Genomic DNA, 24,891 nt, shown 5'->3' with positions numbered 1-24,891 from the left:
TGAAATTCTTTTTGCGGGTTGGTCAGACCACATTACCGGTTTGCCGATTCGGTTCAGCATGATCATTCATGGCATGGCACCGTGACAGCACATGAAAACGCGGCAAGAGGGCGTCAGACCTGATTAGCCATTCAAACGAACGCGGCAGGCGAAATACGACTCGTTGTAAAAACGAAATGCTTTTTTTGCCACGCCTACGGAGGAGACACAATGACACAGCTACGCAGAAATTTTTTGAGAGCAGCAATCGCGATTGGTGCTGCTTTGTCGTTCGGCAGTGCCCACGCGGCATGGCCGGAACGGCCGGTGACACTGGTGGTGCCATGGGGCGCCGGCGGCGGTACCGACGCTACGGCGCGCATTATCGGCGCCTTGCTGGAAAAGGAGTTGGGCCAGCCGGTCAATGTGGTCAATCGCACTGGCGGTAACGGTGTGGTTGGTCATCAGGCAATTGCCGGCGCGGCGCCCGATGGTTACACCATTGGCCTGGCTACGGTTGAAATTGCGATGATGCACCACCAGGGACTGACCCAGCTGACCCCCAGAAATTACACGCCGATTGCCTTGATGAATTTCGATCCGGCGGCGTTGACGGTAAGTGCCGAGTCGCCGCACAAGACGTTCGATGATCTGCTCAAGGCGGTCAAGGCCAATCCCGGCAAACTGAAAGCATCCGGTACCGGCCAGGGCGGGATCTGGCATCTGGGGCTGGCGGGCATGCTGGGCGATCTCAAGCTGGAACCGAACGCGGTGCGCTTTGTGCCTTCCAACGGCGCCGCGCCGGCCATGGTTGATCTGGCCGCAGGCGGTGTCGATGTCGTGGCGGCATCGCTGCCCGAGGCACGTTCACTGATTGATGCCGGCAAGGCCAGACCGCTGGTGGTGATGGCCGAAGCGCCTGCCGGTCTGTATCCGAAAGTGCCGACCCTGAAGAGCCTGACCGGCAGCAACTGGACCAATGGTGCCTGGCGCGGCATCGTGGCACCGAAGAATCTGCCGCCGGAAATTCAGGCCAAACTGGCGCTGCATCTGAAAAAAATCTATGACAGCAAAGAGTACAAAGACTTCATGAGCGGTCGCGGTTTCGGCGTGATGTATGCCGACTCCGCCGATTTCGGGAAGTTCATGGACAAGAGCGATGCCGACATGGGCAAGATCCTGAAAACGCTGGGCATGGCGAAGTAATCAACGGTACTGGCGGCCATCGCAACACGGGTGTTGTGGTGGCCAGCCGGAAGCGGCGCGTGCGCATCCGCATGCCAACCTTTTCGGGATAACGCAATGAAAATCAATGATGCATTGTCAGGCGTGTTGCTGGCGTTGTTTGCAGTCGTGATTTATCTGTATGCGGCAACGTTGCCGCAGATGGGACAACAAATCGGCGCGGCCGTCTTTCCACAATTGCTGGCCGGCGGATTTCTGATCTGCGCCATTTTTCTGGTGCGCCAGGGATTACGCAGCGTGCGCGCCGAAGGCTGGTTCAGCTTGCCGGAGTGGTTCCGCGAAAGGCGCGCGGTGGCAGGTTTTCTGCTGGTCTTGCTGGCGCTGGTGTTTTACGTGTTGGCATCGGAAAAACTGGGTTTTTTGCCGACTGCTTTCATTTTGCTGATGGGCTTGTTCATGGTGTTCCGGGTAAGTCTCAAGCTGGCGGTACCGGTAGCCTTGCTCAGCGCCCTCGGCATTCACTATCTGTTCTACAAATTTCTCAAGGTGCCGCTGCCATGGGGAATCTTGCAGCCGGTTGCGTGGTAAGGGAGAACCGATATGCTTGCTAATCTGTATGCGGCCTTTGGCCTGGTATTTGATCCGTATGTGCTGGCGGTGATTCTCGGTTCTTCCATTTTCGGCCTGTTCATGGGAGCTATTCCCGGACTGAGCGCGACCATGGCGGTAGCGTTGCTGGTACCGGTGACGTTTTTCATGCCGCCGGTGCCGGCAGTGGCAGCCATGGTGTCGGCCACGGCGATGGCAATTTTCTCGGGAGACATTCCCGGCTGCCTGTTGCGTATTCCCGGGACCCCGTCGTCGGCGGCGTATACCGACGAAGCCTACGCCATGACCATGAAAGGGAAGGGCGAGATCGCATTGGGTGCCAGCCTGGTGTTTTCTGTCATTGGCGGCCTGTTCGGTACCTTGGTACTGATTCTGGCAGCGCCGGCGCTGGCCGAGCTGGCATTGAAATTTTCTTCATTTGAATATTTCTGGCTGGTGCTGATGGGACTGACCTGCGCCATTTTCATCGCCTCCGAAAATCCGCTCAAGGGTTTCGTGTCGCTGTTCATCGGCATGTTCATCGCATCGATCGGCATGGGCAATCCATCCGGTGTGCCACGTTTTACCTTTGACAATACCGACCTGCTAGGCGGGGTGTCGCTGGTACCGTTGATGGTCGGCATGTTTGCCATGTCGGAAGTGCTGCGCTTTGCAGTGTCGCGCGACCAGAAAATGGAAATTCCGGGTGGTGCCGTCGGCAATGTATTCAAGGGCATGTGGGACCTGATGTGGAAGTACCCCAAGTCGGTATTGCGCGGCAGCGTGCTGGGTACGCTGGTGGGGGCATTGCCGGGCGCGGGGGCGGATATTGCGGCATGGATGTCGTATGCGATGAGCAAGAAGTGTTCGAAAGAGCCGGAGAAATTCGGCACCGGCCATCCGGAAGGTATCGTTGAATCCGGTGCCGCCAATAATTCAGCGCTGGCCGGAGCCTGGATTCCGGCGCTGGTATTCGGCATTCCCGGCGATTCGATTACCGCCATCGTGATCGGCGTGCTGTACATGAAAAACCTGAATCCGGGGCCGATGATCTTTGTTGAAAATCCGGTCTCGATGTACGCAATTTTCATTGTGTTCATTTTGGCCAATCTGCTCATGCTGCCACTCGGTTACTGGTGCATCAAGGTATCCAAGCGGATTCTGAAAGTGCCGCGCAATATCCTGATGCCGCTGATCCTGCTGTTCTGTATCGTCGGTTCGTATGCCACCAACAACAGTGTGTCCGATGTCGGCATCATGCTGGTGTTCGGTTTGCTGGCTTATCTGATGGAAGAAAACGGTTTTCCGGTGGCGCCGGCAGTGCTGGGCGTGGTCTTGGGTGGCATGCTCGAAGAGCATTTCGTAACCTCGATGATCAAGGCCGACGGCGAGGTACTGGCCTTCTTCAGCCGGCCGATTGCCGGCACGCTGGGCGTTTGCACCATCCTGTTATGGGTATTGCCGCTGGTGGTCAGTCGCCTGCGCCGCAAGCAACTGGCGCAGGTTTGAGGCAGGCATATTGAATTTTTGAATGTTGTTGAATGATGAAAGGATGGTTTTTCCATGGCTGCACCCGAACGTTTTTCCGTTGCCGAACTGACGCAGTTTTCCGAGGCGCTGTTGCAGGCTGCCGGTTTGCCGCAAGAGTCGGCCAAGGCCGTCGCCTCGACCCTGATCGATGGTGATCTGCTCGGCCACGATACGCATGGGCTGGCGCTGCTGGCACCGTATGTCAAAGAAATCGAAAAAGGTACGATGACCACCAGCGGCGAACCGGCAGTGATTTCTGATCGCGCCGCAGCCATGGTCTGGGATGGCCGCCGCCTGCCGGGACCTTGGCTGGTACACAAGGGCATCGATGCCCTGATTCCGCGGGCGCGCGAATATGGCACGGCATCGCTGGCGATTCACCACAGTCACCATATCGCTTGTCTGGCGGCGTATCTGCTGCGCGCGACCGAAGCCGGTTTCATGATGTTGCTGGCCAGTTCCGATCCGGCGGTGCAAAGCGTGGCGCCGTTTGGCGGCACCCGGGCGGTATTCACGCCGAATCCTATCGCTGCCGGGATTCCGACGTCAGGTTCGCCGTTTCTGGTCGATATTTCGGCCTCGATCACCACCAATGGCATGAGCACCCGTCTGCACAAGGCCGGCAAACAATTCGAAGAAGAGTGGATGCTGGATGCGCAAGGCAATGCCAGCCGCGATCCGGCGGTGCTGGCGACGGATCCGCCGGGCACCATCTTGCCGTTGGGCGGTTTGTCGGCCGGTCACAAGGGCTTTGGCCTGGCGTTGCTGATCGAAGCGCTGACCGGCGGCTTGTCCGGCCATGGCCGTGCCGATCCGCCGGCCGGTTGGGGCGCCACCGTGTTCATGTCCTTGTATGACCCGTCCGCCTTCGGTGGTCGCGAACCCTTCCTGCGTCAGATGGATTGGATCGCCGAAGCCTGCCGCAGCAATCCGCCGCGGCCGGATGTCGGTCAGGTGCGCATGCCGGGTGATCGCGGTATCGCGCGCCGGGTCGAGCAATTGCGTGACGGCGTAGTCTTGCATCCGACGATTGCACCGATGCTTCGCGAAGCGGCGCAAAAGTACGGTCTGCATTATCCCGAAGCGCTGGTCAATTGAGACGTGAAATGCCCTGGGCGTAGTGCCGCAAGGCATTTTTCTTGCGTTCCGGGTGCAGTTGCATGATGATCTGGCAATATTTTTTGATAATCATTGGTATACAATCCGGCGCCCACACCGGATTTTTATCGGAACAATTTCATGCCCATTGAAGCGATCGAGCCGCAACGACTTTACCGTCAGATCAGTGACCAGCTGCGCAAGCTGATCATTGACGGCGAATTTCCGGTCGGTTCACGCCTGCCGTCGGAGCGTGATCTGGCGGTGCAACTCGGCGTCAGCCGTCCGTCATTGCGCGAAGCCTTGATTGCGCTGGAGGTGGAAGGTTATATCGAAGTGCTGATGGGATCGGGCATTTATGTCTGCCCGCCATTGCCGCCGACCGAAGGCGAAATCGACCTGTCGAGCGAAGAGGGACCGCTGGAACTGATTCGCGCGCGCGGTGTGCTGGAAGGCGAAGTCGCTGCGATGGCTGCCCGGCTCGGCAAGAAGGCGCAGATCGACGCCATCGAAGCCGCCTTCGACAACATGATTGCCAACACCAATGCCGGCATCAACCCGCTGGACGCGGACCGCTTGTTTCACATCCGGATTGCGGAGGCGACCGGCAACAGCGTATTGGTCGGTCTGGTGACGCAATTGTTCGATGCCCGTCTGGGGCCGCTGTTCAACCGCCTGCACAGTCACTTCGACAATCAGGTGGTCTGGAATCAGGCGGTGGAAGAGCATGGCCGTGTGATGAAAGCTCTGCGCGCCAAGGATCCCGACATGGCGCGCGCGGCGATGCAGCGCCACATGGATATTTCATTCAAGCGCTACAGCGCCAATCTGACCGGACACGCCAAGGAAAAACCGGCGCCGGTGAAAAAGACGGCAGCCGGCAAGAAAGCCGTCGCCGTCAAAAAAACGCCGGCAGTGCTGGCCGGCAGCGTCAAGAAACGCAGCGAAAAAGCCCGGGTGTGAATGGCTCCGGCTGAGTTGAGTTGAACTCAGTTCAGTTGGCTGACATGACGATCCCAGTTGTGGCCATCGAAATCGACAAAGCTGAGTTTGCTGTCGTTCAGATCGAAATCGTCGAGGCAGCGCACATTCACGGTATACAGTTGCGGCGCCGCGCGCGGACGGGTGAATACATGGATGCCGCAGCTTGTGCAGAAATGGTGTTTGGCGACCTTGGTGCCAAACTGGTAGGTGGCGAGATGATCCGCGCCGCTGATCAGATGAAAGGCTTCCGGCTGCACCCGATGATGCAGGATTCCCTTCTTGCTGCACACCGAGCAATTGCACACGGTGATGCGTTCAATCTCGGCGTCGATTTCAAAATGCACTGCGCCGCAATGACAACTGCCGTGATAGTGCGACATGCCGGATTCCTTCGGGAGGCGGTTCAGTTGAAATAGGCGCGCGCCATTTCGAAACGTTGTGAAAAATAAGGATTGTCGAGGCGCGAAATGCGGACCTTGCCGTTGGTCGATGGCGCGTGGACGAAACGGCCGTCACCGATGTAGATGCCGACGTGCGAGAACGGCTTGTTCATGGTATTGAAGAACACCAGATCACCGGCACGCAAACTGGCCGGATCGATCTGGCGTCCCTTGCGGGCGATATCGGCAGCGCTGCCGGCCACGTTGAGGCCAGCCGCCTGACCGAAGATATACGACACCATGCCGCTGCAATCGAGACCGGCTTCCGGATTCTTGCCGCCGAAGCGATAGCCGGTATCGATCAGGCCCAGCGCATAGATCGCCACTTCATTACCGTTTTCACTGGCCGCTGCCGACCGCTCGACCGCCATCGGCGCGCGCCCGGCAGTTTGCAGCGGCACGCCGCCGCATGCTGCCAGCAACAACGCCAGGCAGCACGCCGGCAGCAGTGTCAGTCGCGATAGTTGATGTGGCAACATGTGCGGGCGCGAATCAGTGACCGATTTTCTTCAGCACATCCGACAGCATGCTCAGCATCTGATCGATTTCATCTTTGCTGACATTGAGGGATGGCATGAAGCGCAACAGGTTGGGGCGCGGCGAATTGATCAGCAGGCCAATCGGATTCAGATCGCGTGCCGCTTCGACGATTTGCGGACCGATATCCTTGCCCAGTTTCAACGCGCGCAGCAAGCCTTCGCCGCGTTCGCCTTCGAAACCATGCTTGTCCGACAGCTTGATCAGTTCGCTGCTCAGGTATTGACCCTGATCCTTGACCGATTGCAGGAAGCCCGGCTTCAGCAATTCCTTGAGCACCGCAGCGCCGACGGCTGTCATCAGCGGATTGCCGTTGTAGGTGCCGCCTTGTTCACCGGCTTCAAAACAGGCGATCTCTTCGCGCGCCAGCAGGGCTGCCAGCGGCACGCCGCCGCCGATGCCCTTGCCCAGCGTCATGATGTCCGGTTCGATGTCCGACAGTTGATAGGCGAACAACTCGCCGGTGCGGCCGAAACCGGTCTGGACTTCATCCACGATCAGCAACAGATTGGCTTGCTTGGTCAGGCGACGCAGGCCTTGCATGAATTCGCGCGTGGCAGGAATCACGCCGCCTTCGCCTTGCACCGGTTCCAGCATGACAGCCACGGTTTTCTTGGTGATCAGGCGTTCCACACTGGTCAGGTCATTCAGTTCAGCCTTCTTGAAGCCCGGCACTTGCGGCGCGAACATGGTGTCCCAGCCCGGCTTGCCGCTGGCCGACATGGTGGCGATGGTGCGGCCATGGAAGCTGTGATCGAAGGTAATGATTTCAAAACGGTCCTGACCTTCGCTGTCAGGATTCTTCTTGCCCCATTTGCGGGCCAGCTTGATCGCGCCTTCATTGGCTTCGGCGCCGCTGTTGGCGAAGAACACACGGTCGAATACCGAATTCTCGGTCAGCAGATCCGCCAGTTCGATCGACGGCGCATTGTAGAAAGCCGGCGACGGATTGATCAGTTTTTTTGCCTGTGCAGTCAAGGCATCCACCATACATTGCGGCGAGTGGCCCAGCGCGTTGACCGCCCAGCCCTGCAGGTAATCCAGATAGCGCTTGCCGGTGTGATCGGTCATCCACATGCCGCTGCCTTCAGTGAAGATCAGTTCCGGGCGGTTGGTGACATACATCAGTTTGTTGACTTCTGACTGCTTGAATTCCATTGTGAGACTCCTGCTGGACAATGAGTAGGGGAGGGGCTGCGCGTTGAACGCGTGAGAAACCGTGTGAACTAACCTCTGCAATAAAAAAAAGCCACAGGGGTTAGCCTGTGGCTTCGCAATCAGGACAGACTTACGCGCACGGCAAACCTCGTTGAGGTTGGCTACGGCGTCGCAGGAATGTGGTGGTTGCGTTCATGCGGTCAATATTAGGACGTTTTGCGCGATGCGTCAAAATGTTTTATGTCCGATTTGGTGCGAATTTTCAGAACATTTAGCACATGCGCAACAATTAACCGACAGCATTGGCCAGATCGGCCTCCGAAGTAAACGAGTCGGCGTAAAACTCTTCGGCCGGCAACTTGCATTGGGCGACGAAATCGCGCTGCGCCGAATCGACCACAACCGGCGCGCCGCAGGCATAAACCTGATGCTGCGACAGGTCCGGGAAGTCGGCGATGACGGCTTGATGCACGAAGCCGTTGCGACCGCTCCAGTTGTCTTCCGGCTGTGCATTCGACACCACCGGCACATAACGGAAGTTCGGCAAGTTCCTGGCCCATTCTTCGCACAAGGCATTCATGTACAGGTCTTGCGGGCGGCGGCCGCCCCAGTACAGGGTGACCGGACGTTGCGATTTGGCATGTTCGAGTTGTTCGATGATGGCCTTGATCGGCGCAAAACCGGTGCCCGATGCCAGCAATACAATCGGTTTCTCCGAATCTTCGCGCAGGAAGAAGGTGCCCAGCGGACCTTCAAAGCGCAGGATGTCGCGTTCCTTGAGGGTGGTGAAGACCTGATCGGTAAACAAGCCGCCCGGCATGTGGCGGATGTGCAGCGTCAGATGCTCATCCTTGTGCGGCGCGTTGGCCATGCTGTAGCTGCGGCGCTTGCCGTCGCGCAACATGAATTCGACATATTGGCCGGCCTTGTATTGCAGGCGGTCATTGGCCGGCAATTGCAGCGACAGGATGATGACGTCATCGGCCACTTTATCCAGTTTGGCTACCCGTACCGGCACTTTCTTGATCGGGAATTCGCCGACGCCGGCCACTTCGCGTGCTTCGATGGTGATGTCCGAATGCGGTTTGGCGCAGCAGAACAGGGAAAATCCCGATTCTTCATCCTTGGCGGTCAATGCGCGTTCCTGATGCGGGCCATGGGTGACGCTGCCGCCCAGCAATTTGCCGCGGCAAGAACCGCAGGCGCCGTTTTTACAGCCGTAAGGCAAGCCGACGCCGGCGCGGATGGCGGCATTGAGGACCGTTTCGCCCTCATCGCAGACAAACTGATGGCCGCTGGGCTGAACTGTGACTTGAAAACTCATACAATCCTGATCATGAAAGATAAATTAAAAAAAATCGGTAAGCCACGCTTGCTGATCCTCGGTTGCGGCGATGTCGGCATGCGTCTGCTGCCGCTGGTGCGCACCCGATTCCGGGTGTTTGTCGCTACCAGCAAGCCGGAGCGTTGCGCCGAATTGCGTGCCGCCGGCGCCATTCCGGTCGTCGCCGACCTCGATCATCCCGCCAGTCTGGCGCGTCTGGCGCGGCTGGCGCCGGCGATTGTGCATCTGGCACCGCCGCCGGCAGCGGGCGCTCTGGACCGCCGGACCCGTAACCTGGCCGCCATTTTACCCGACCGGGCGGTAATGGTTTACATCAGTACGACTGGTGTCTATGGCGATTGCGGTGGCGCCAGTTTTGACGAGACGCGTGCCACCCGGCCGCAGAACGAACGCGCCAAACGCCGCGTCGACGCCGAAACCGTGTTGCGCGCCTGGGCCAGACGCAGCGGCAGCCGGCTGGCGATCTTGCGCGTACCTGGCATTTATGCTCAGGACCGCTTGCCAACCGAGCGTCTGCGCAAGGCGCTGCCGGCATTGAATGCCGATGAAGATGTGTATACCAACCATATCCACGCCGATGATCTGGCGCGGATCGCCGCCACGGCCTTGTTCCGTGGGGCGCCGTTGCGGATTTATCATGCCGTCGACGATTCCGACATGAAAATGGGCGAGTACTTCGACGCCGTGGCCCGTGCACTCAAGCTGCCACTGCCGCCACGGCTGTCGCGCGCCGAGCTGACACAGGCGGTATCGCCGGTGATGTTGTCATTCATGTCAGAGTCGCGACGCTTGCGCAATACCCGGCTGCGCGCCGAGCTGGGCATCCGGTTGCAGTTTGACACCGTGCAACACATGCTCGATGGCATGGCGACTGCTTGATTTTGGCGGCTGTTTATTCGTTTTTCGCATAAGCATAAGACTTAAAAGTTGTTGTCTTGCATCTCGGGCCTCAGTAAAGTCCCTGCTACTTTGAGGAAAATCCGCAAATAATTGCAAAAACGACAGCATTGGCGTGGCTGTTGTCATCACACGATCAACATGAAGTTATCTTTCAAGAACATACAAAAGAGTTTTTCCGGCTTGCACGTGATCGACGATTTCAGTCGCGATATCGAGCAGGGAGAACTGGTGGCGCTGGTCGGTCCTTCCGGCTGCGGCAAGTCGACCTTGCTGCATATCGCCGCAGGACTCGAGACGCCCAGCTCGGGCAGCATTCTGGCCGATGGCAAGCCGGTGCGCGGGCCGCATCCGGAACGCACGCTGATGTTTCAGGAAAACGCACTTTATCCGTGGCTGACGCTGGAACAAAACGTGGCATTGGCGCTGGAGTTTCAGAATGTCGACAAGAAGTCTGCCGCACAACAGGCGCGCAGCTGGCTTGGCAAAGTCAACCTGAGCGGCTTCGAACACTATTATCCGCATCAGGTATCAGGCGGCATGCGCCAACGTGCAGCGCTGGCACGGGCTTTCATTTCGCGTCCCAAAGCCTTGTTGCTCGATGAACCATTCGGCGCGCTCGATGCGCTGACCCGCATGACCTTGCAAGACGCCTTGCGCCAGTTGATCCGGCAAGAAGGCGACGCCGCCAGCGGACATCAGGCACCGACCGTGTTGCTGGTCACGCATGATGTCGATGAAGCCTTGTTCCTGGCGGACCGGATTCTGGTATTCAGTAACCGGCCCGCCACCGTGCTCAAGGAATTCAATCTGGTGCATCACGAAAAGACGCACGACTTGTCGGAGTTCTCCGCCGTGCGTCGGGAAATATTGTGCCTGCTCGGGATTCATGCCGAACAGGATGACTTTGCTAAAACGATAGAGGGGGTAGGGGTATGAAGATCAAACGTTTGTTGGTTCCGGTACTGGCAGCATTGGCGCTTTCCGGCAATGCCATGGCCATCGAAAAATTCAAGGTCGGCTATCTGCGCGTGATGGATGATGCACAAGCCATGGCCGCCTATGAAGCCGGTTTGTACAAAAAACACGGCCTGGATGTCGAACTGATCGAATTCAAATCCGGCACCGACCTGATCAAGGCGATTGTCGGCGGCCAGCTCGATACTGGCGTGTTCGGCTTTACCAATGCCGTGGCATGGGCGTCGAAAGGTGCTGACCTGAAAGTCGTCGGTGGCGCGCAGCTTGGCTATCACGCGATTGTTGCGCGTGACGATTCCGGCATCAGGAAAGTCTCCGATCTGAAAGGCAAGACACTGGCTTCGCAAGCCGAAGGCAGCACTGCCGACGTCGTGCTCAAGGGCGTGGTGTTCAAGGATGCCGGCCTCAAGGCAGATGACGTCAACGTGCTCGGCGTCAGCCCGCAAGTTGCCGTGCAATCGCTGGTCGGCAAGCGCGTTGACGCAGCCTTCCTGTTCGAGCCGCAGGCACGTATTGCGCAACTGATTGCACCGGTCAAGCAAATCTATGAAATCGGCGAAGTCTGGCCGTTCCCATGCATGGTCGTGATCACTTCCGGTGAAACCCTGAAGAACCGCCGCGCGGCGGTCTGGAAATCGCTCGACGCCCAGCGTGACGCCATCGAACTGCTGAAGAAAAAGCCTTACGATGCGGCCAAGCTGATCGCCGGTTACTTCATCGCCGAGCCGGTACTGAAGACGCTCAAACACGGTGAACTGCTGCGTGAAGACGTCATCCGCGACGCCATCAAGAGCCAGACCTTCAATGCCAAGCTGACCGAAAAAGAACAGGACCGCATGCAAGACATCGCCAACATCCTGCAAGAACAAGGCTCGTTGAAAACCAAGGATGGCAAGCCGTTTGAGGTACGCAGCATCGTGGACCTGAGCTGGCAGAAGGATCGCAAGCTCTGACAGCATGGCGTAAAACTACTGCGCCAGCCGGATTGACATCTGTGATGCTCGCCGTACGCATGTACGGCTGCGCGTCTCGACGTAACGGCGACTGGCTCGCTACGCTTGCTGGTCCACGATCGGCTCTTTATCGGCTCCTTATCGGCTCCTTAAGCATCGGTATAAGCATCGAGCATCGCTATTTTTTGCAATTATTTTTCGGCCGGCGACTTCGTCGGCCATCGCATTTCTAAATTATGAGTAATCAGCGTCGCGTTACCGGATATCGTAAAAAGCTTGCCATGGTGATGGCGATTGCTTTCATTTTGTTGATGTGGCAGATCGCTGCCTGGTCGCTGCCGGACTTTTTGATGCCTGGGGTGCCGGTGGTGCTGGCGCGCCTGTGGCATGAAGTGCAGGAGCCGGCGTTCCGGACTGCGCTGTGGGGCAGCCTGACGCGCCTCGGTGGCGGTTACGGAGCGGCCTTGTTGTTCGGTATCGGTTTTGGTTTGCTTGGCGCGGTGCTGTTCTTCTTCCGCGAAGTATTGAAGTCGGCCATCATCATCTTGCAGTCGATTCCTTCGATTGCCTGGGTGCCGCTGTTCCTGATCCTGATGGGCTTCGGCAATTTGCCGATCATGGTGGTGGTGGCGATTGCCGCGTTTTTCCCGGCCGCCTTGTCAGTCATGAATGCGACCGAGAGCGTGCAGCAAGTGCACGTATCGGCGGCGCGCGTGATGGGCGCTACGCGCTGGGGCATGTTGCGTCGCGTGTATCTGCCGGCAGTCATGCCGGAGCTGATTACCGGCGCCCAACTGGCGTTCGGCAATGCCTGGCGCGCACTGATTTCGGCTGAAATGCTGATCGGCTTCGGCAAGGGCCTGGGCCGCACGCTGGCGTATTCCGGTGAGACTGCCGACATGGTCGGCGTGATGACCAATATTCTGGCGATTGCCATTCTGGCGGCCCTGATCGATCAGGTGATTCTGGAAAACCTCAAACATCGTTTGTTACGCTACCAATACGTGTAAACATGAACACCGTCTCGCTGCGCCTCTCTTTGACTTCCGCATCGCTGCGCGCGCTGGCGGTGTTGGCGGCGTGCTGGATGACGGCGGGCGCGGCGCAGGCTGATATTGATGGCGTCGCGCAGCGCGGCGTGTTGAATGCCGGACTTGCTTATCCTTTGCCGAAGTACGTCGCCGGCGCCAAATTCCGTACCCCGGAAAGTCTGGAAACGCCGCTGGCGCAAGATCTGGCGACCCGTCTGAAGGCCGGGCTGGCCACGGTCAAGGCCGATGCCGGCAGCGCCTTGAATTTGCTCAAGAGCGGCAAGGCCGATGTGGTGCTGGCCATGGTGGATGACAACGATCCGCTGCGACGCGACGCGGCGGTCATTGCCACCGGTTACAGCGCCGGTGCCATGGCCATCATGCGCACCGATACCGACATCAAGACCTGGGAACAACTGAAAGGGCGTACCGTCTGTCTGTCCGAGGGCGGCGCTTATGTCGGCAAGATGGCGGCACGCTACGGTGCTATCGAAAAAGTCCAGCGGGCGCCGGCCGATTCGCTGTTGGCGGTGCGCATCGGTGAATGCGATGCGGCAGTGCACGACGATACCTTGCTCAATGAATTGCTGAAACTGCCGGAATGGAAAAAATTCTCGGCCCGCTTGCCGGTGCAAAGCCGTGCTGCGCTGTCCTTCATCGTCAGGCAGGATGATGGCAAAGCCATCGCGTTCCTGAAACAGACTGCGGCCAGCTGGTATGCCACGGGTTTCATGGGTACGCTCAAGAAAAAGTGGACCAATAACGTCGCCTTCGAGGTGTATCTCGATCAGAACGTGCCGGATTGTCATTAATCCGATAGCGTGTAAGATGTGAGTTCATCTGATCATCTGCATATTGTGCTATCGACAATATGGCAGATGGTGAGTAATCCCTTCACAAGGAGATTATCGTGGCAATCGATTCCGTCTCATCCGTCAGTTCTGCTGCGCCGCCGGTACCCGTGGTGTCCAAAGCGCCCGATCCGGAGGAAGCGCGCCGGATTCAGGAACGCAAGGATCTGGAAGAAGCCGCCCGCAAGCGTGCCGAAGAACGTCGCGCCGAAGAGCTGCAGGCCGCGCGGGCGCAACAGACCGCTACCATCAATGCCAACGGGCAGACCATCGGCACTACCATCAACACGATTGCCTGAGCCTCTGGCTTGCAGACAATCGCTCAGGGCTGGTAACCGTCGGTGAGCGTTTTCATGAACGCGATCACGTCCTGTATTTCGCTGGCTGACAATACCGGCTTGTCGCCGCGCTTGCCGCCGAACGGCGCTTCCATATTGACGTTGGCGTGATACGCCGGCAGCAGGTCGTCGAACTTGCGCAAGCTGCGGTCGCGGTTGCGCGGATACCATTTCTGCGGTGCCGTGTCGCGCTCGACATAAAACCGCATCACTTCATCGAGGCTGTGAAACACGCCGTTGTGAAAGAAGGTCTGCCGCAACGCTACGTTGCGCAAGGTCGGCGTCTTGAACAAGCCGCAATAGTCTTTTCTATCCATGAAGTCGGTACGCTCCGGACCGCATAAACCAAGATCAACATACTGAGGATTCGCATTGGCCGGAATTTCTCGGTTACGGGGTGCGCCGAGGGCGATCAGACCGTAATCGGTAAATTGCGGAAATGCGCCGTTGGGGGCGACGGCACTGATATGACATGAGGCGCAGTTGCCTTTGTCCGGATCGTTGAACAGGCTCAGGCCGCGCATTTCCTGTGGCGTCAGCTTCACTTGCCGGCGCAGGAAAGCATCGTACTTGCTGCTGTAAGGATAAAAGTCGGCCGGATTTTCCTGAAATACTTCCAGCGCATGCATGGCCGCATCAAACGCCCGTTCGGGATCATCAAACACTTGTGCACCGAACAGGGCTTTCAACTGTGGGGCGTAAGTTGCCGCGCGCAGTTTGTTGACCACCTCGCCGGTACTGGCGTTGCCCATCTCATGGGTCGACAGCAACGGAATGCGCGCCTGTTCGTGTGCGGAGTCGACGCGTCCGTCCCAGGTACGGCCGCCGGTGGGGCCGGCGTCGATACTGTCGTCGCCATCGTCATCGTGATAGTGCTCGGTAAAGGCCGGCGTGTTTTGCATATAGCGCAATGACGGCACGGCCCGGGTGCCGGACAGCGTCAGAAAACGTCCGCCCGGTTGCACCGGCAAATTGTTCGGCGGCCCGAAGGCATGTTCCGGGCTATGGCAACTGGCGCACGATTGTTTGCCCGAGGCCGACAATGCCTGATCAAAAAACATGGCGCGACCGAGCGTGGTGAGGTCCGTCACCCGTTGATGTTGTTGTTGCCGGCTGAGCGCAGCCGGTTTGCCGGCGCTCACTGCGGCCGCTGCCGATGGCGAGTTGCTGCCGGTCTGGAGTACCAGCGCGGCCATCAGGGTTGAACCGAGCAGAAGGGCTTTCATGAAATCCGGGGATGCAATGTGGCTTGCCAATTAAACAGAATCCGAACCCTAACAGTTCAATGTGACGAAAAGATGACGGCTATCCCCGGTTTTTGTCAGGTCCTTGTCAGGCAAGGCTTGCAGCGCGTTTCTTGTCATTTTCCCGTTATATTTGAACGCTAGCATGGCGCGATTCAATAAAGGAATCAACATGAACCGACCCCTTCGCCTGAGCTTGCTGGCGACCGCCTTGCTACTGATGCTGACTGCCTGCGGCGGCAACGCCAATCTGGCCGGCAACGACAGCGCCTTGCGCAATATCGATACCCTGGTGGTGATCTACGCGGAAAATCGCGGCTTCGATACCTTGTACGGATTGTTTCCCGGTGCCGACGGTATTCCGGGCGTGAATCCGTCTTCCAAATCGGCCTATGCACCGCAACGCGATGTCGATGGTTCGGTGTTGCCGGTATTGCCGCCGACCTGGGGTGGCGTGACGCTGCCGGGGCAGTCGCGGGTGATCACGCAGGCGCAATCGGCGAATCTGCCGAACCAGCCATTCCGCATTGATGGCAGCGATGGTTTCAATGCCGGCGCTGACGTCATCACGCGCGATCTGGTGCATCGTTTTTACAATAACCAGATGCAGATCAATGGCGGCAAGAACGACAAGTTCGCCACCTATTCCGATGCCGGCGGTCTGGTCATGGGTTATTACGATGGCAGCGGTATGGCGATGTGGAAACTGGCGCAGCAATACACGCTGGCCGATAACTTCTATATCGGCGCCTTTGGCGGTTCCTTTTTGACGCATCAGTTTTTGATCTGCGCCTGCGCTCCGCAATATCCAGATGCTGACAAGTCACCGGCGCGTGGCCTGATTTCCAGGATCGATGTCGATGCCGACGGCAAGTTCGCACGCCTGACACCGGCCGCCGGTGCTGCCGCTTCAGTGCTCAAGGGCGCGCCGAAATATGCCAATGACGGCGCCTTGACGCCGGCCGATGCCAAGGGCATGTTCTATGCGGTCAATACCATGCAGCCGCCCTATCAGCCGAGCAATGTCGCGCCGGCTGCCGGCGACAGCGCCAAATTGTTTGCCGACCGCGCCAATGCGTCGACCTTGCCGCCGCAGACGCAAAAAAATATCGGCGATCTGTTGTCTGCCAAAGGCATCGACTGGGCCTGGTATGCCGGTGCCTGGAATGCCACCCTGAACAGTGCTCAGGGGGATCGCAAATTTGCGTCGCCGACACCGAATTTCCAGTTTCATCATCAGCCGTTCAATTACTTTGCCAACATGGATCCGGTCAAGCATGCCGCTTACCGGGCCCGGCATCTGAAGGATTTCGACAGCAGTTTCCTGCAAGATGCAGCCGCCGGGAAATTGCCGCCGGTGGCGTTTTACAAACCGCAAGGCAACCTCAATCAGCATGCCGGTTATGCCGATGTCGCTTCGGGCGATGCCCATATCGCCGAGGTCATCAGCCAGTTGCAACAGAGTCCGCAATGGGGCCACATGCTGATCGTCGTCACCTATGACGAAAACGGCGGCTTCTGGGATCACGCGGCGCCACCCAAGGCCGATCAATGGGGGCCAGGTTCACGCGTACCGACCATCCTGATTTCGCCGTATGCCAAAAAAGGCTATGTCGATTCCAGTCTGTACGACACCACTTCGATCCTGCGTTTCATCACGCGCCGCTGGTCGTTGCCGGTGCTCGACGGCATCGCCGAGCGTGACCGTGCATTGCAAGCCAACGGCGGTAAGCCGATTGGTGACCTGAGCGGCGCCCTGACCAATTAAGAAACCGTTGCTTCGCCGTTGCGGGCCGGGCTGCTGTCATCGACAGCGGCCTTGCCCATCGCCATCACGGCAATCCCGGCAATCAGGCTGAAGGCAGTGATCAGAATCGCCACCATCCACGGACTGCCCTGATTCTTGGCCAGCAACAGCGCCGACAGCAGCGGCGTCAGTCCACCGCCGACCAACGCGCCGATCTGATGTGAAATGCCGACGCCGCTGTAACGCACCTTGGTGCCGAACAGGCTGGCGAACAAGGCGCCTTGCGGGCCGTACATCATCGGATGAACCACGCCGATGGCCAGAATCACGGCAGTACACACCAGCAGCGGTTGCGCCGAGCTGACCATGGCAAAATACGGCCAGATACCGATGGCAGCGACACCGGCGCCGATCAGGTACATGCGGCGAAAACCGATACGATCCGAAATGGCGGCAAAGAACGGATTGCCGAAAATCGAAATGCAGGCACCGATCAGAATCGCATTCAAGATCATCGGTTTGCCCAGTTGCAATTGCGTCACCACATACGACGTGGTGAACACCAGCACATTGATGACCCAGGCAATTTCACCGGCGCGGGCGACGGCGGCCAGCAGGATTTCTTTCTTGTGCTCACGCACCAGTGCGCGCAGCGGTGTTTTCGATACCGTACCCGCTTGTCTGGCGGCGGCGAAATCCTCTGACTCCGGCAAGCGGGCGCGCGATATCACGCCGATCACCACCAGCACGATGCTGAACAGGAACGGCAGACGCCAGCCCCAGGAAAGAAAATCGGCTTCCGGCAATTTGGCGGTAATCGACAAGGCCAGCGTCGACATCACCAGACCGGCCATGCCGCCGGCTGAACTCCAGCTGCCAAACAGACCTTTGCGTTTTTGCGGCGCATTTTCAACGGCGATCAGAATCGCGCCGCCTTGTTCACCGCCAAGGGCGATGCCTTGAATCAGGCGCAGTGTGCACAACATGACCGGGGCCCAGATGCCGACGCTGGCATAGGTTGGCAACAAACCGATCAGGGTCGAGGCCACCCCCATGATGATCAGCGTCGCCAGCAATACCGATTTGCGGCCGTAGCGGTCGCCCAGATACCCGCACAGGATGCTGCCGAGCGGACGTCCGACATAGCCGGTGGCATAGGTGGCAATCGCCGCCAGCGCGCCGGTCAGCGGATCGAGGGTAGGGAAGAACAGTTTGTTGAATACCAGTGCGGCAGCGGTGCCGTACAACAGAAAATCATATTGCTCCAGCGCAGTGCCGATGAAGCTGGAAAGAAAGACAATCACGCGATTCGGTTTTTTGACGGCAGACATGGACGGCTCCTGACGAGATAAGGACAACGGCAACCGGCTGACGCCGTCGTGCGCGATAGGCACCAAGTGCGGAATATCTGTGCGGCGACGGCGTTGCGGTTCGGTTTTTTTATTCAGCGCGTGCGCAGCAACTGTCGCGCGAACATGGCAAAGCTGGCTTTGACGATGCTCGGGGCCAGCAGGAAATCATGCGATTCCTTGGCCAGTACCGGATCGAGTCGCTTGAGGGTGCCGTAAGACGACATCGCCAGCAGTTGATTGCGTGCGGCACGCTCGATCAGTACCGACAAATACAGGGTCTCTTCAATCGATGACGTGGCCGCCAGAAAGCCGTGGTTGACCAGCAGGATGCTGCGCTTGCTGCCGAGCGCGGCGGAAATGATTTCGCCTTCCTGATCGGCAATCGGCAAGCCCGGCCATTCCGCCAGAAAGGCGCAGTCGTCGTGGAACGGGGTGGCATCCATGTGGGCGATTTCCAGCGGCTGGCCGGTCATGCTCAGGGTCGACACATAGGGCGGATGGGTGTGGATGATGCAGTTCACATCCGGCCGTCGCTGGTATACCCACAGATGAAAACGGATGGCCGGATTGGCGGCGCCGGCACCTTCCAGTACTTCCAGTTTGTCATTGATGCGGATCACCGAAGCGGCGCTGATTTCATCGAAGCCATGCGCCAGCGGCGTAGTCAGAAAGCTGCCGTCGGGCTGGCGTACCGTGATCTGGCCGGCCAGTGTTTCAGAATGCCCTTCCTTGGCGAGGATGTTGCAGGACAGGGCGATTTTTTCTTCAATGCTCCAGTTACCGTAGTCGAGACCCGATGAAATCTGGCCCAATACCTGGCTGGACAATGCTTGCTTGGCTGCTGCGGTCACGTTCTTCTCCGTTGGCTTTTGATGCAGAGAAGACTACCGCGAGCCTGCCGTCACGCACTAACACCGGAGTGCACGCCGGCATGCATGCAAGTGCACGCGTCAGGCTGCCAGCGCGCCGGCGCTGCGGTAGGCCGAGGGGGCGGCGCCATAGACTTGTTTGAAACTGCGGCTGAAATGACTCGCGTTGTTGAAGCCGGCACGGTAAGCGATTTCCGATACCGGCACTTGTGCATATTGTGGATTGCTGAGGTCGGCATGGGCGCGCGCCAGGCGTTTGCTTAGCAGATAAGAACTGTAGCGGTGACCGTTGAGTTCAAACAGGCGATGCACCAGCCGCGTCGAGATGCCGAGTGCGCGCGACAGGTCGGTGACGGTCAGGTCCGGTTCATACAGCAAGGTGTCGAGCGTGCTGACCAGCAATTCCCAGCGGATATCGGTTTTATTGTCGGTGTGATTGCATTGCTGCGATTCGGAATACACCGCCGACAACAATGAAATGAAGGCCTGCTCGGCGTGGTGCACGGTATTGACCGAACTGCTGGCGAGCGATGGCAGCACATGTTCGACGTATTGCCACAGCGCCTGCCGCAATTGCGAATCGCGCCGCGCCAGCGACGGTACGAAGTCGCTGAAGCGTTTGACATGGGCGCCGCTGAAACGGCCAAACGAAAAGCGCAGCAACAGAAAACGGCAAGCCTGATCGACCCTGACCGCTGAGGGCAGGCGCGCCTTGCGATAAAACACGTCGCCGGTCTGGAACTGCAGATCGATACCATGCTGCGAGACACTGCCGGTACCGGCCAGCACCACAGTGGCAATCACGTCATCGGCAGACAGGTCAGACAGATGCTGCCATTCGTGGCGCACCATGGTGTCGGCTGGCAACGACGCCATCAGCATGATGCCGCCGCCGACCATGCGGCAGGCCGACAGGGTACCGGGGAAACTGTCCGCCGATTGAATATCGCCGGGCGCCACCAGATCATCGAGCGCATATTTGAGGTGATGCACCGAGAATACGCTGACCGGATGCAAGGCCGGCCCGTACGGTAAACGGGAAATGAGCGAGGTCGTCATGTGATGGTCTCCTGATGGCTGGCGGCAGCGGTATCGTCGATCAAGCAATATTCGTGCTGGTATCGGTGCTGTCTCTGGGCGTATGGACATGGACCGGCCGGTTGCCGTGTCGCATCGCTGTTTCAGCCGCAGTGTGCACCATTCGCAGGCAACAGGCAAACCCGGCAGCGGCGTGGCTGCCGGGTTGTCATTCCATCATCGAAACGGCGGTCGTGCCGGCGCAGCGTCAGTTGGAGGAACTGAGCGAACCGAGCAGCCAGGTTTCCGCCATGTCGATCTGGTTGATCAGGCTCATGAAGGTTTCGTCGTTGATTTCCTGTTGGGCGCGCAGGCGATGCAGTTCCTGCCGCTCGGCGCGCAATGCCTCCAGTCGCAATTCGCGTTCGAACTGCTTGAAGCGATTGGCGACCCGGTGCGTTTCTTCGGAATCGCTTTCGGCATCCATGCGCATGCGGTAAGTTGCCAGCAGACTGCCGCTGACTTCGGTCAGCAGCGCCTGATCGGCTTCATCGAGTTGGGTGCTGAGTTTGTCGTGGGCATTTTCTATGCCGCGCACGGCGGCTTCCGACACCCGTGCCCGGGCCCGCATTTCTTCGGCGCGCTGGCGTTGATGTTCGCCATCGAGTTGCAAGCCTTTCAACAGCCATGGCAGGAAAAAACTGCCGCTCAGCAACGAACACAGAATCACGCCGGTGGCCAGAAAGATGAGCAGGTCGCGGGCCGGGAATGCACTGCCGTTGGGCATCGCCAGCGGAATTGACATGACGGCGGCGAGCGTGATCGCACCGCGCACGCCGGACAGCGAGGTAATGCTGATCAGCCGCACATCCAGCGCGCGCTGTTTGCTGCGGCGGCCGCGCAAGGCGCTGCTGAAGCTTTTGAGGCGCAGGTTGAACCAGACCCAGAAGAAGCGCATGGCAATCAATGCGGCGGTAATCGCGGCGATGTACGCAAACAGATGCCAGACCGGGACGTTGCCGGCCATTTGCGCATCGATATGGGCGAGGCCGACGATGCCCGGCAATTGCAAACCGAGCAACAGAAACGACATGCCGTTGAAGACGAATTCCAGCATCATCAGGATGCTGCGCCCTTGCATGCGGGTTGCGGCCGATTCGGCGCCGGCGGTTTCGACGTAGGGCATCAGCATGCCGGCGGCGACGGCCGACAGAATCCCGGACAAGCCGAAATGTTCGGCAAAGATGTAGGCCGCAAACGGAATCAGCAACAGCAGCACCACTTGCACGCCGGGTTCGTCGCCGGCCCATTCGATGATCTTGCGCCGCACCAAACCGAAGCTCCAGGCCACGGCGAGGCCGACCACAATACCGCCGATGGCGATCAGCACGAAACTGAGGCTGGCGTCCATCAGCGAAAAGGTGCCCGACAAGACGGCGCCGATGGCGAACTTGAACGCCACCAGACCGGAAGCATCATTCATCAGCGCTTCGCCTTCCAGCACATGCTGCAGCGTGGTCGGCAAGCGTCCCTTGCCGACAATCGAAGATACCGCCACGGCATCGGTCGGTGACAGCACGGCGGCCAGCGCAAACGCAGCCGGCAGCGAAATCACCGGAATCATCCAATGGATGAAGTAGCCGACCCCGACCACGGTAAACAATACGAGGCCGAGCGCCAGCGCCAGAATCGGTTTCGAGAGCCGAAAGAATTCACGCTTGGGAATCCGCCAGCCATCACTGAACAGCAGTGGCGGGATGAACAGCAACAAGAACAATTCAGGATCGAAGCTGATGCGCAAGCCGAACAGCGGTAACGCCAGTACTGCACCGAGTCCGATCTGGAACAGTGGCAACGGCAATTTGAACGGGGCGAGACGAGCGGCGACACCGGAGGCGGCAACGGCGAGCAACAGGATCAGAACGGTAAAGACAATTTCCATCAGTAGCGGGCGAAGAAGGTCAGTGGGTCAGTGAGACAGGAGGATGCGCATGCATCTGACGGTAACCGGCAAGCCGGGTTCCCGCGCCAGCGACAAGTATAGGGCCATAGTGAGGTTGGCGTCGTCAGCGGCGGATGTGAATCGGGACTAGAATTGGCACTCCGTTACCAAGGCCATTGACAAGGAGCAAGATGATGAGCACCAAGCGCACACTGGGCAATTCCGGCATTGAGGTTGCGCCGCTGGCCTTCGGCGGCAACGTATTTGGCTGGACCGCGGATGAGGCGACCTCATTTTCGCTGCTCGACAAGTTCGTGGCATCGGGGTTGAATCTGATCGATACCGCCGATGTCTATTCGCGCTGGGTCGACGGGCATCGCGGCGGCGAATCGGAAACCATCATCGGCAAATGGCTCAGGCGCAGCGGCAAGCGCGATCAGGTGGTGCTGGCGACCAAGGTTGGCATGGACATGGGCGATGGCAAAAAGGGTTTGCGCAAAGCATATATTGTGCGGGCGCTGGAAGATTCATTGCGCCGTTTGCAAACCGATTACATCGATCTGTATCAATCGCATACTGATGATGCCGATACGCCGCAGGAAGAAACGCTGGCGACCTACGCCGATCTGGTACGGCAAGGCAAAGTGCGGGTAATCGGCGCGTCCAATTTCAGTGTCGAGCGACTGGCGCAGGCGCGTAGCGTCAGCCAGCAGCACGATTACCCGCTGTATGAAACGCTGCAACCGGAATATAACCTCTATGACCGCGCTGGGTTTGAAGCCACGCTGGAGCCGTATTGCCTGGAAAATGGCGTCGGCGTCATCAATTACTATTCACTGGCCAGCGGTTTTCTGAGCGGCAAATATCGCAGCGAACAGGATCTGGGCAGCAGTGTGCGCGGCGGTAAGGTGAAAAATTATCTGAATCCGCGCGGCTTGCGCATTTTGTCGGCGCTGGATCAGGTGGCCGAACGTTACGGCAGCACGCCGGCCAGTGTCGCGTTGGCATGGCTGATTGCCCGCCCCAGCATCACGGCGCCGATTGCCAGCGCCACCACCCTGACGCAACTCGATGCGCTGGTGGCAGCGACCCGGCTCAATCTTGATGTGCAAGCCATCGCGCAACTCGATCAGGCCAGCGCCGCCTGAGGCGCTGAAGCTTCCTTCCCGCTTCGTATCAAGCCTGCCATATCAAGCCTGTTCATCGGGCGCGACCCGGCTCATGGCCGGGGTCGCCATGCCGGTATCGGGGGCCATGCCGCGCACTTGCGCACTCAGCATATGGGCGTGACGCCAGCCGCCGTAGCGGTAGTACGCCAGCGCCAGCAGCACCGACACCACCGAACCCAGCGGGAAACTCCACCAGATGGCTTCGGCGCCATAGCGGGCGCTCAGCACTTCGGCGAACGGCAAGCGGATCAGCCACATCGATATCACCAGAATCAGCAAGGGTGGCATCACGGCGCCGGTAGAACGAACCACGCCGAACAACACCATGGTGATCCCGAACAGCACAAAGGACCAGGCGACGATGTTATTGATATGTTGCGCCACCACCATGGCCTGGCCATCGCGCGGCAAGAACAGGCCAAGTGCGGCATGATCGAACACATACAGCACCGTCACCAGTGCGCCGGTCAGCAAAAAATTGTAGCCGACGCCGATGCGGGCGATGCGCGATACCCGGTCCCAGCGTCCGGCGCCGACGTTTTGCGCCGCCATCGATGACACGCTGGCGCCAATCGCCAGCGCCGGCATTTGCACATAGGTCCATAACTGCGAGGTCACGCCGAAACCGGCGGTGACTTGCGAACCGTAGCGGTTGACCATGCTCATCATGATCAGCGCCGAGGAAGAAATCACCAGCATTTGCATGCCCATCGGCAAGCCTTTCATCACCAGCGCGCGCAGGATCGCCAGGTTCGGCCAGAAGTAGCGCAAGTCCTTGCTGTGCAGCGCCAGAAAATGCTGACGTCGATACAGATACACGATCAGCCACACCAGGCTGGTGGTTTGCGCAATCAGCGTCGCCAGCGCCGAGCCGGCAATGCCCATGGCCGGCAACGGTCCGAGGCCGAAAATCAGCAGCGGATTGAGGGCGATATCCATGGCCACCGAGAGCAGCATGAAATAGAACGGGGTCTTGGAGTCGCCGGCGCCGCGCAGCGTCATCATCAGGAAGTTATAGAAATACATGACCGGCAGCGCCACGAAGATGATGCGCAGGTAGGCAATCGCATACGGTGCGGCATCGGCCGGCGTATTCATGGCGGCCAGGATTTGCGGCGTCCACAGATAACCGCCGCATGCTACCAGCACCGACAACGCGGCAAAAAACACGGCGCCGGTGCCAACCACACGCCGCGCCTGATCGACATTGCCGGAGCCGATGGCCTGTCCGACCAGAATCGTGGTCGCCATGCTGATGCCGAATACCACGCCGAGCAGGAAGAACAGGATGATGTTGGCATTGGATGCCGCCGTCAGTGCGGATTCGCCCAGATAATGGCCGATCCACACCGCATTCACGGAGGCATTCAGCGATTGCAGGATATTGCTGCCCAGAATCGGCAGCGAAAACATCAGCAGGGTGCGGGCAATCGGGCCATTGACCAGATCAGGACGGGAAGCGGCGCGGGTGGCAGACATAAAGTAAATGAGGCTGGCGGAACGGCTATGCTAGCGCAATTTGGTGCACCACTTTGTATCAACTTGCAAATGCGCCGGCACGGCAGCAGGCATGTCGGGATGCTGCCGGGCAAGCCCTTGCTTGACAGGGGGGACGCTGCCGCCTATGCTGCGCTCTCATTGGTCTTACCAATCTACGTC

General features: G+C 58.8%; 23 protein-coding genes. 13 read left to right on the top strand and 10 right to left on the bottom strand.

All coding sequences use genetic code 11. The features are described from left to right. The first annotated feature begins 210 nt into the window (after positions 1-210). The 5 genes from AKL27_RS12195 to AKL27_RS12175 all read left to right on the top strand — a co-directional run bounded on the left by AKL27_RS12195 (position 211) and on the right by AKL27_RS12175 (position 5,343). Positions 211-1,185 (top strand): Bug family tripartite tricarboxylate transporter substrate binding protein, encoded by a 975-nt coding sequence (locus AKL27_RS12195; RefSeq protein WP_050463098.1) that lies wholly within the window; start codon positions 211-213, stop codon positions 1,183-1,185. A gap of 96 nt (positions 1,186-1,281) precedes the next feature. Next, entirely contained in the window at positions 1,282-1,752 is a 471-nt protein-coding gene (locus AKL27_RS12190) for a tripartite tricarboxylate transporter TctB family protein (RefSeq protein WP_050463097.1), read from the top strand. A gap of 12 nt (positions 1,753-1,764) precedes the next feature. Beyond that, complete coding sequence (locus AKL27_RS12185; protein ID WP_050463096.1) at positions 1,765-3,261, top strand: tripartite tricarboxylate transporter permease; 1,497 nt, start codon at positions 1,765-1,767, stop codon at positions 3,259-3,261. 54 nt (positions 3,262-3,315) lie between these two features. Continuing rightward, entirely contained in the window at positions 3,316-4,380 is a 1,065-nt protein-coding gene (locus AKL27_RS12180; RefSeq protein ID WP_050463095.1) for an Ldh family oxidoreductase, read from the top strand. 141 nt (positions 4,381-4,521) lie between these two features. After that, the gene (locus AKL27_RS12175) at positions 4,522-5,343 is read left to right on the top strand and encodes a FadR/GntR family transcriptional regulator (RefSeq protein WP_050463128.1); all 822 of its coding nucleotides are present in this window, start codon (positions 4,522-4,524) and stop codon (positions 5,341-5,343) included. A 26-nt stretch (positions 5,344-5,369) separates the two neighbouring features. Here the strand turns inward: AKL27_RS12175 and AKL27_RS12170 are convergent, their stop codons facing one another. The 4 genes from AKL27_RS12170 to AKL27_RS12155 form a co-directional block, all read right to left on the bottom strand. Beyond that, positions 5,370-5,744, bottom strand: coding sequence for a GFA family protein (locus AKL27_RS12170; RefSeq protein ID WP_050463094.1), 375 nt, complete (start codon positions 5,742-5,744; stop codon positions 5,370-5,372). A gap of 23 nt (positions 5,745-5,767) precedes the next feature. Beyond that, positions 5,768-6,283, bottom strand: a complete 516-nt coding sequence (locus tag AKL27_RS12165; RefSeq protein WP_050463093.1) for a C40 family peptidase — start codon at positions 6,281-6,283, stop codon at positions 5,768-5,770. Between the two features lie 13 nt (positions 6,284-6,296). Beyond that, positions 6,297-7,499, bottom strand: coding sequence for an acetylornithine transaminase (locus AKL27_RS12160; protein WP_050463092.1), 1,203 nt, complete (start codon positions 7,497-7,499; stop codon positions 6,297-6,299). Positions 7,500-7,788: 289 nt separating this feature from the next. Further along, on the bottom strand, positions 7,789-8,823 hold the full coding sequence (locus AKL27_RS12155) for a CDP-6-deoxy-delta-3,4-glucoseen reductase (protein WP_050463091.1): 1,035 nt from the start codon (positions 8,821-8,823) through the stop codon (positions 7,789-7,791). Between the two features lie 12 nt (positions 8,824-8,835). Between AKL27_RS12155 and AKL27_RS12150 the strand changes: the two genes are divergently transcribed. The 6 genes from AKL27_RS12150 (at position 8,836) to AKL27_RS12125 (ending at position 13,853) form a co-directional block, all read left to right on the top strand. Further along, positions 8,836-9,723, top strand: coding sequence for an SDR family oxidoreductase (locus AKL27_RS12150; RefSeq protein WP_050463090.1), 888 nt, complete (start codon positions 8,836-8,838; stop codon positions 9,721-9,723). A 159-nt stretch (positions 9,724-9,882) separates the two neighbouring features. Further along, positions 9,883-10,680, top strand: a complete 798-nt coding sequence (locus tag AKL27_RS12145) for an ABC transporter ATP-binding protein (RefSeq protein WP_050463089.1) — start codon at positions 9,883-9,885, stop codon at positions 10,678-10,680. After that, on the top strand, positions 10,677-11,672 hold the full coding sequence (locus AKL27_RS12140; protein WP_050463088.1) for an ABC transporter substrate-binding protein: 996 nt from the start codon (positions 10,677-10,679) through the stop codon (positions 11,670-11,672). The genes AKL27_RS12145 and AKL27_RS12140 overlap by 4 nt, the downstream gene beginning before the upstream one ends. A gap of 236 nt (positions 11,673-11,908) precedes the next feature. After that, entirely contained in the window at positions 11,909-12,682 is a 774-nt protein-coding gene (locus tag AKL27_RS12135) for an ABC transporter permease (RefSeq protein ID WP_050463087.1), read from the top strand. 2 nt (positions 12,683-12,684) lie between these two features. Beyond that, positions 12,685-13,515: a transporter substrate-binding domain-containing protein gene (locus tag AKL27_RS12130; protein ID WP_083439012.1), complete on the top strand. Its 831-nt coding sequence runs from the start codon at positions 12,685-12,687 to the stop codon at positions 13,513-13,515. A 98-nt stretch (positions 13,516-13,613) separates the two neighbouring features. Next, positions 13,614-13,853, top strand: a complete 240-nt coding sequence (locus tag AKL27_RS12125) for a hypothetical protein (protein WP_050463086.1) — start codon at positions 13,614-13,616, stop codon at positions 13,851-13,853. A 23-nt stretch (positions 13,854-13,876) separates the two neighbouring features. On the opposite strand, the gene AKL27_RS12120 is transcribed toward AKL27_RS12125, so the two are convergent. Continuing rightward, the gene (locus AKL27_RS12120; protein WP_050463085.1) at positions 13,877-15,118 is read right to left on the bottom strand and encodes a cytochrome-c peroxidase; all 1,242 of its coding nucleotides are present in this window, start codon (positions 15,116-15,118) and stop codon (positions 13,877-13,879) included. Between the two features lie 190 nt (positions 15,119-15,308). Here AKL27_RS12120 and acpA point away from each other — a divergent pair, with 190 nt between their 5' ends. Then, positions 15,309-16,904 carry an acid phosphatase gene (gene acpA / locus AKL27_RS12115; RefSeq protein WP_050463084.1) on the top strand — a complete coding sequence of 532 codons (1,596 nt, stop codon included), beginning with the start codon at positions 15,309-15,311 and terminating at the stop codon, positions 16,902-16,904. On the opposite strand, the gene AKL27_RS12110 is transcribed toward acpA, so the two are convergent. From AKL27_RS12110 to AKL27_RS12095, 4 genes are all read right to left on the bottom strand, one after another. Further along, positions 16,901-18,214: an MFS transporter gene (locus AKL27_RS12110; protein ID WP_050463083.1), complete on the bottom strand. Its 1,314-nt coding sequence runs from the start codon at positions 18,212-18,214 to the stop codon at positions 16,901-16,903. The two genes, acpA and AKL27_RS12110, sit on opposite strands and share 4 nt — an antisense overlap. 113 nt (positions 18,215-18,327) lie before the next feature. Then, positions 18,328-19,086 carry an aldolase gene (locus AKL27_RS12105; RefSeq protein ID WP_050463082.1) on the bottom strand — a complete coding sequence of 253 codons (759 nt, stop codon included), beginning with the start codon at positions 19,084-19,086 and terminating at the stop codon, positions 18,328-18,330. 99 nt (positions 19,087-19,185) lie between these two features. Next, positions 19,186-20,163 (bottom strand): helix-turn-helix transcriptional regulator, encoded by a 978-nt coding sequence (locus AKL27_RS12100; RefSeq protein WP_050463081.1) that lies wholly within the window; start codon positions 20,161-20,163, stop codon positions 19,186-19,188. A 226-nt stretch (positions 20,164-20,389) separates the two neighbouring features. Then, positions 20,390-22,063, bottom strand: coding sequence for a Na+/H+ antiporter (locus AKL27_RS12095; protein WP_050463080.1), 1,674 nt, complete (start codon positions 22,061-22,063; stop codon positions 20,390-20,392). Positions 22,064-22,257: 194 nt separating this feature from the next. Here AKL27_RS12095 and AKL27_RS12090 point away from each other — a divergent pair, with 194 nt between their 5' ends. After that, on the top strand, positions 22,258-23,211 hold the full coding sequence (locus tag AKL27_RS12090) for an aldo/keto reductase (RefSeq protein ID WP_050463079.1): 954 nt from the start codon (positions 22,258-22,260) through the stop codon (positions 23,209-23,211). Positions 23,212-23,253: 42 nt separating this feature from the next. On the opposite strand, the gene AKL27_RS12085 is transcribed toward AKL27_RS12090, so the two are convergent. Beyond that, positions 23,254-24,711, bottom strand: a complete 1,458-nt coding sequence (locus tag AKL27_RS12085; RefSeq protein ID WP_050463078.1) for an MATE family efflux transporter — start codon at positions 24,709-24,711, stop codon at positions 23,254-23,256. Positions 24,712-24,891 lie beyond the last annotated feature (180 nt).

The organism is Herbaspirillum autotrophicum (assembly GCF_001189915.1).
GTDB classification, from domain to species: Bacteria; Pseudomonadota; Gammaproteobacteria; order Burkholderiales; family Burkholderiaceae_D; genus Herbaspirillum; species Herbaspirillum autotrophicum.
Note: the sequence above shows the minus strand (reverse complement) of the source record. Positions and strands in the feature narration are given on the sequence as shown.

Bases quoted from the DNA above. Each gene is read 5' to 3' on its own strand.
- AKL27_RS12085 (WP_050463078.1), bottom strand. From the start codon at position 24,711: ATGTCTGCCACCCGCGCCGCTTCCCGTCCTGATCTGGTCAATGGCCCG.
- AKL27_RS12175 (WP_050463128.1), top strand. From the start codon at position 4,522: ATGCCCATTGAAGCGATCGAGCCGCAACGACTTTACCGTCAGATCAGT.
- AKL27_RS12140 (WP_050463088.1), top strand. From the start codon at position 10,677: ATGAAGATCAAACGTTTGTTGGTTCCGGTACTGGCAGCATTGGCGCTT.
- AKL27_RS12195 (WP_050463098.1), top strand. From the start codon at position 211: ATGACACAGCTACGCAGAAATTTTTTGAGAGCAGCAATCGCGATTGGT.
- acpA (WP_050463084.1), top strand. From the start codon at position 15,309: ATGAACCGACCCCTTCGCCTGAGCTTGCTGGCGACCGCCTTGCTACTG.
- AKL27_RS12190 (WP_050463097.1), top strand. From the start codon at position 1,282: ATGAAAATCAATGATGCATTGTCAGGCGTGTTGCTGGCGTTGTTTGCA.
- AKL27_RS12160 (WP_050463092.1), bottom strand. From the start codon at position 7,499: ATGGAATTCAAGCAGTCAGAAGTCAACAAACTGATGTATGTCACCAAC.
- AKL27_RS12180 (WP_050463095.1), top strand. From the start codon at position 3,316: ATGGCTGCACCCGAACGTTTTTCCGTTGCCGAACTGACGCAGTTTTCC.
- AKL27_RS12150 (WP_050463090.1), top strand. From the start codon at position 8,836: ATGAAAGATAAATTAAAAAAAATCGGTAAGCCACGCTTGCTGATCCTC.
- AKL27_RS12170 (WP_050463094.1), bottom strand. From the start codon at position 5,744: ATGTCGCACTATCACGGCAGTTGTCATTGCGGCGCAGTGCATTTTGAA.
- AKL27_RS12155 (WP_050463091.1), bottom strand. From the start codon at position 8,823: ATGAGTTTTCAAGTCACAGTTCAGCCCAGCGGCCATCAGTTTGTCTGC.
- AKL27_RS12145 (WP_050463089.1), top strand. From the start codon at position 9,883: ATGAAGTTATCTTTCAAGAACATACAAAAGAGTTTTTCCGGCTTGCAC.
- AKL27_RS12095 (WP_050463080.1), bottom strand. From the start codon at position 22,063: ATGGAAATTGTCTTTACCGTTCTGATCCTGTTGCTCGCCGTTGCCGCC.
- AKL27_RS12120 (WP_050463085.1), bottom strand. From the start codon at position 15,118: ATGAAAGCCCTTCTGCTCGGTTCAACCCTGATGGCCGCGCTGGTACTC.
- AKL27_RS12185 (WP_050463096.1), top strand. From the start codon at position 1,765: ATGCTTGCTAATCTGTATGCGGCCTTTGGCCTGGTATTTGATCCGTAT.
- AKL27_RS12130 (WP_083439012.1), top strand. From the start codon at position 12,685: ATGAACACCGTCTCGCTGCGCCTCTCTTTGACTTCCGCATCGCTGCGC.
- AKL27_RS12110 (WP_050463083.1), bottom strand. From the start codon at position 18,214: ATGTCTGCCGTCAAAAAACCGAATCGCGTGATTGTCTTTCTTTCCAGC.
- AKL27_RS12165 (WP_050463093.1), bottom strand. From the start codon at position 6,283: ATGTTGCCACATCAACTATCGCGACTGACACTGCTGCCGGCGTGCTGC.
- AKL27_RS12135 (WP_050463087.1), top strand. From the start codon at position 11,909: ATGAGTAATCAGCGTCGCGTTACCGGATATCGTAAAAAGCTTGCCATG.
- AKL27_RS12090 (WP_050463079.1), top strand. From the start codon at position 22,258: ATGAGCACCAAGCGCACACTGGGCAATTCCGGCATTGAGGTTGCGCCG.
- AKL27_RS12100 (WP_050463081.1), bottom strand. From the start codon at position 20,163: ATGACGACCTCGCTCATTTCCCGTTTACCGTACGGGCCGGCCTTGCAT.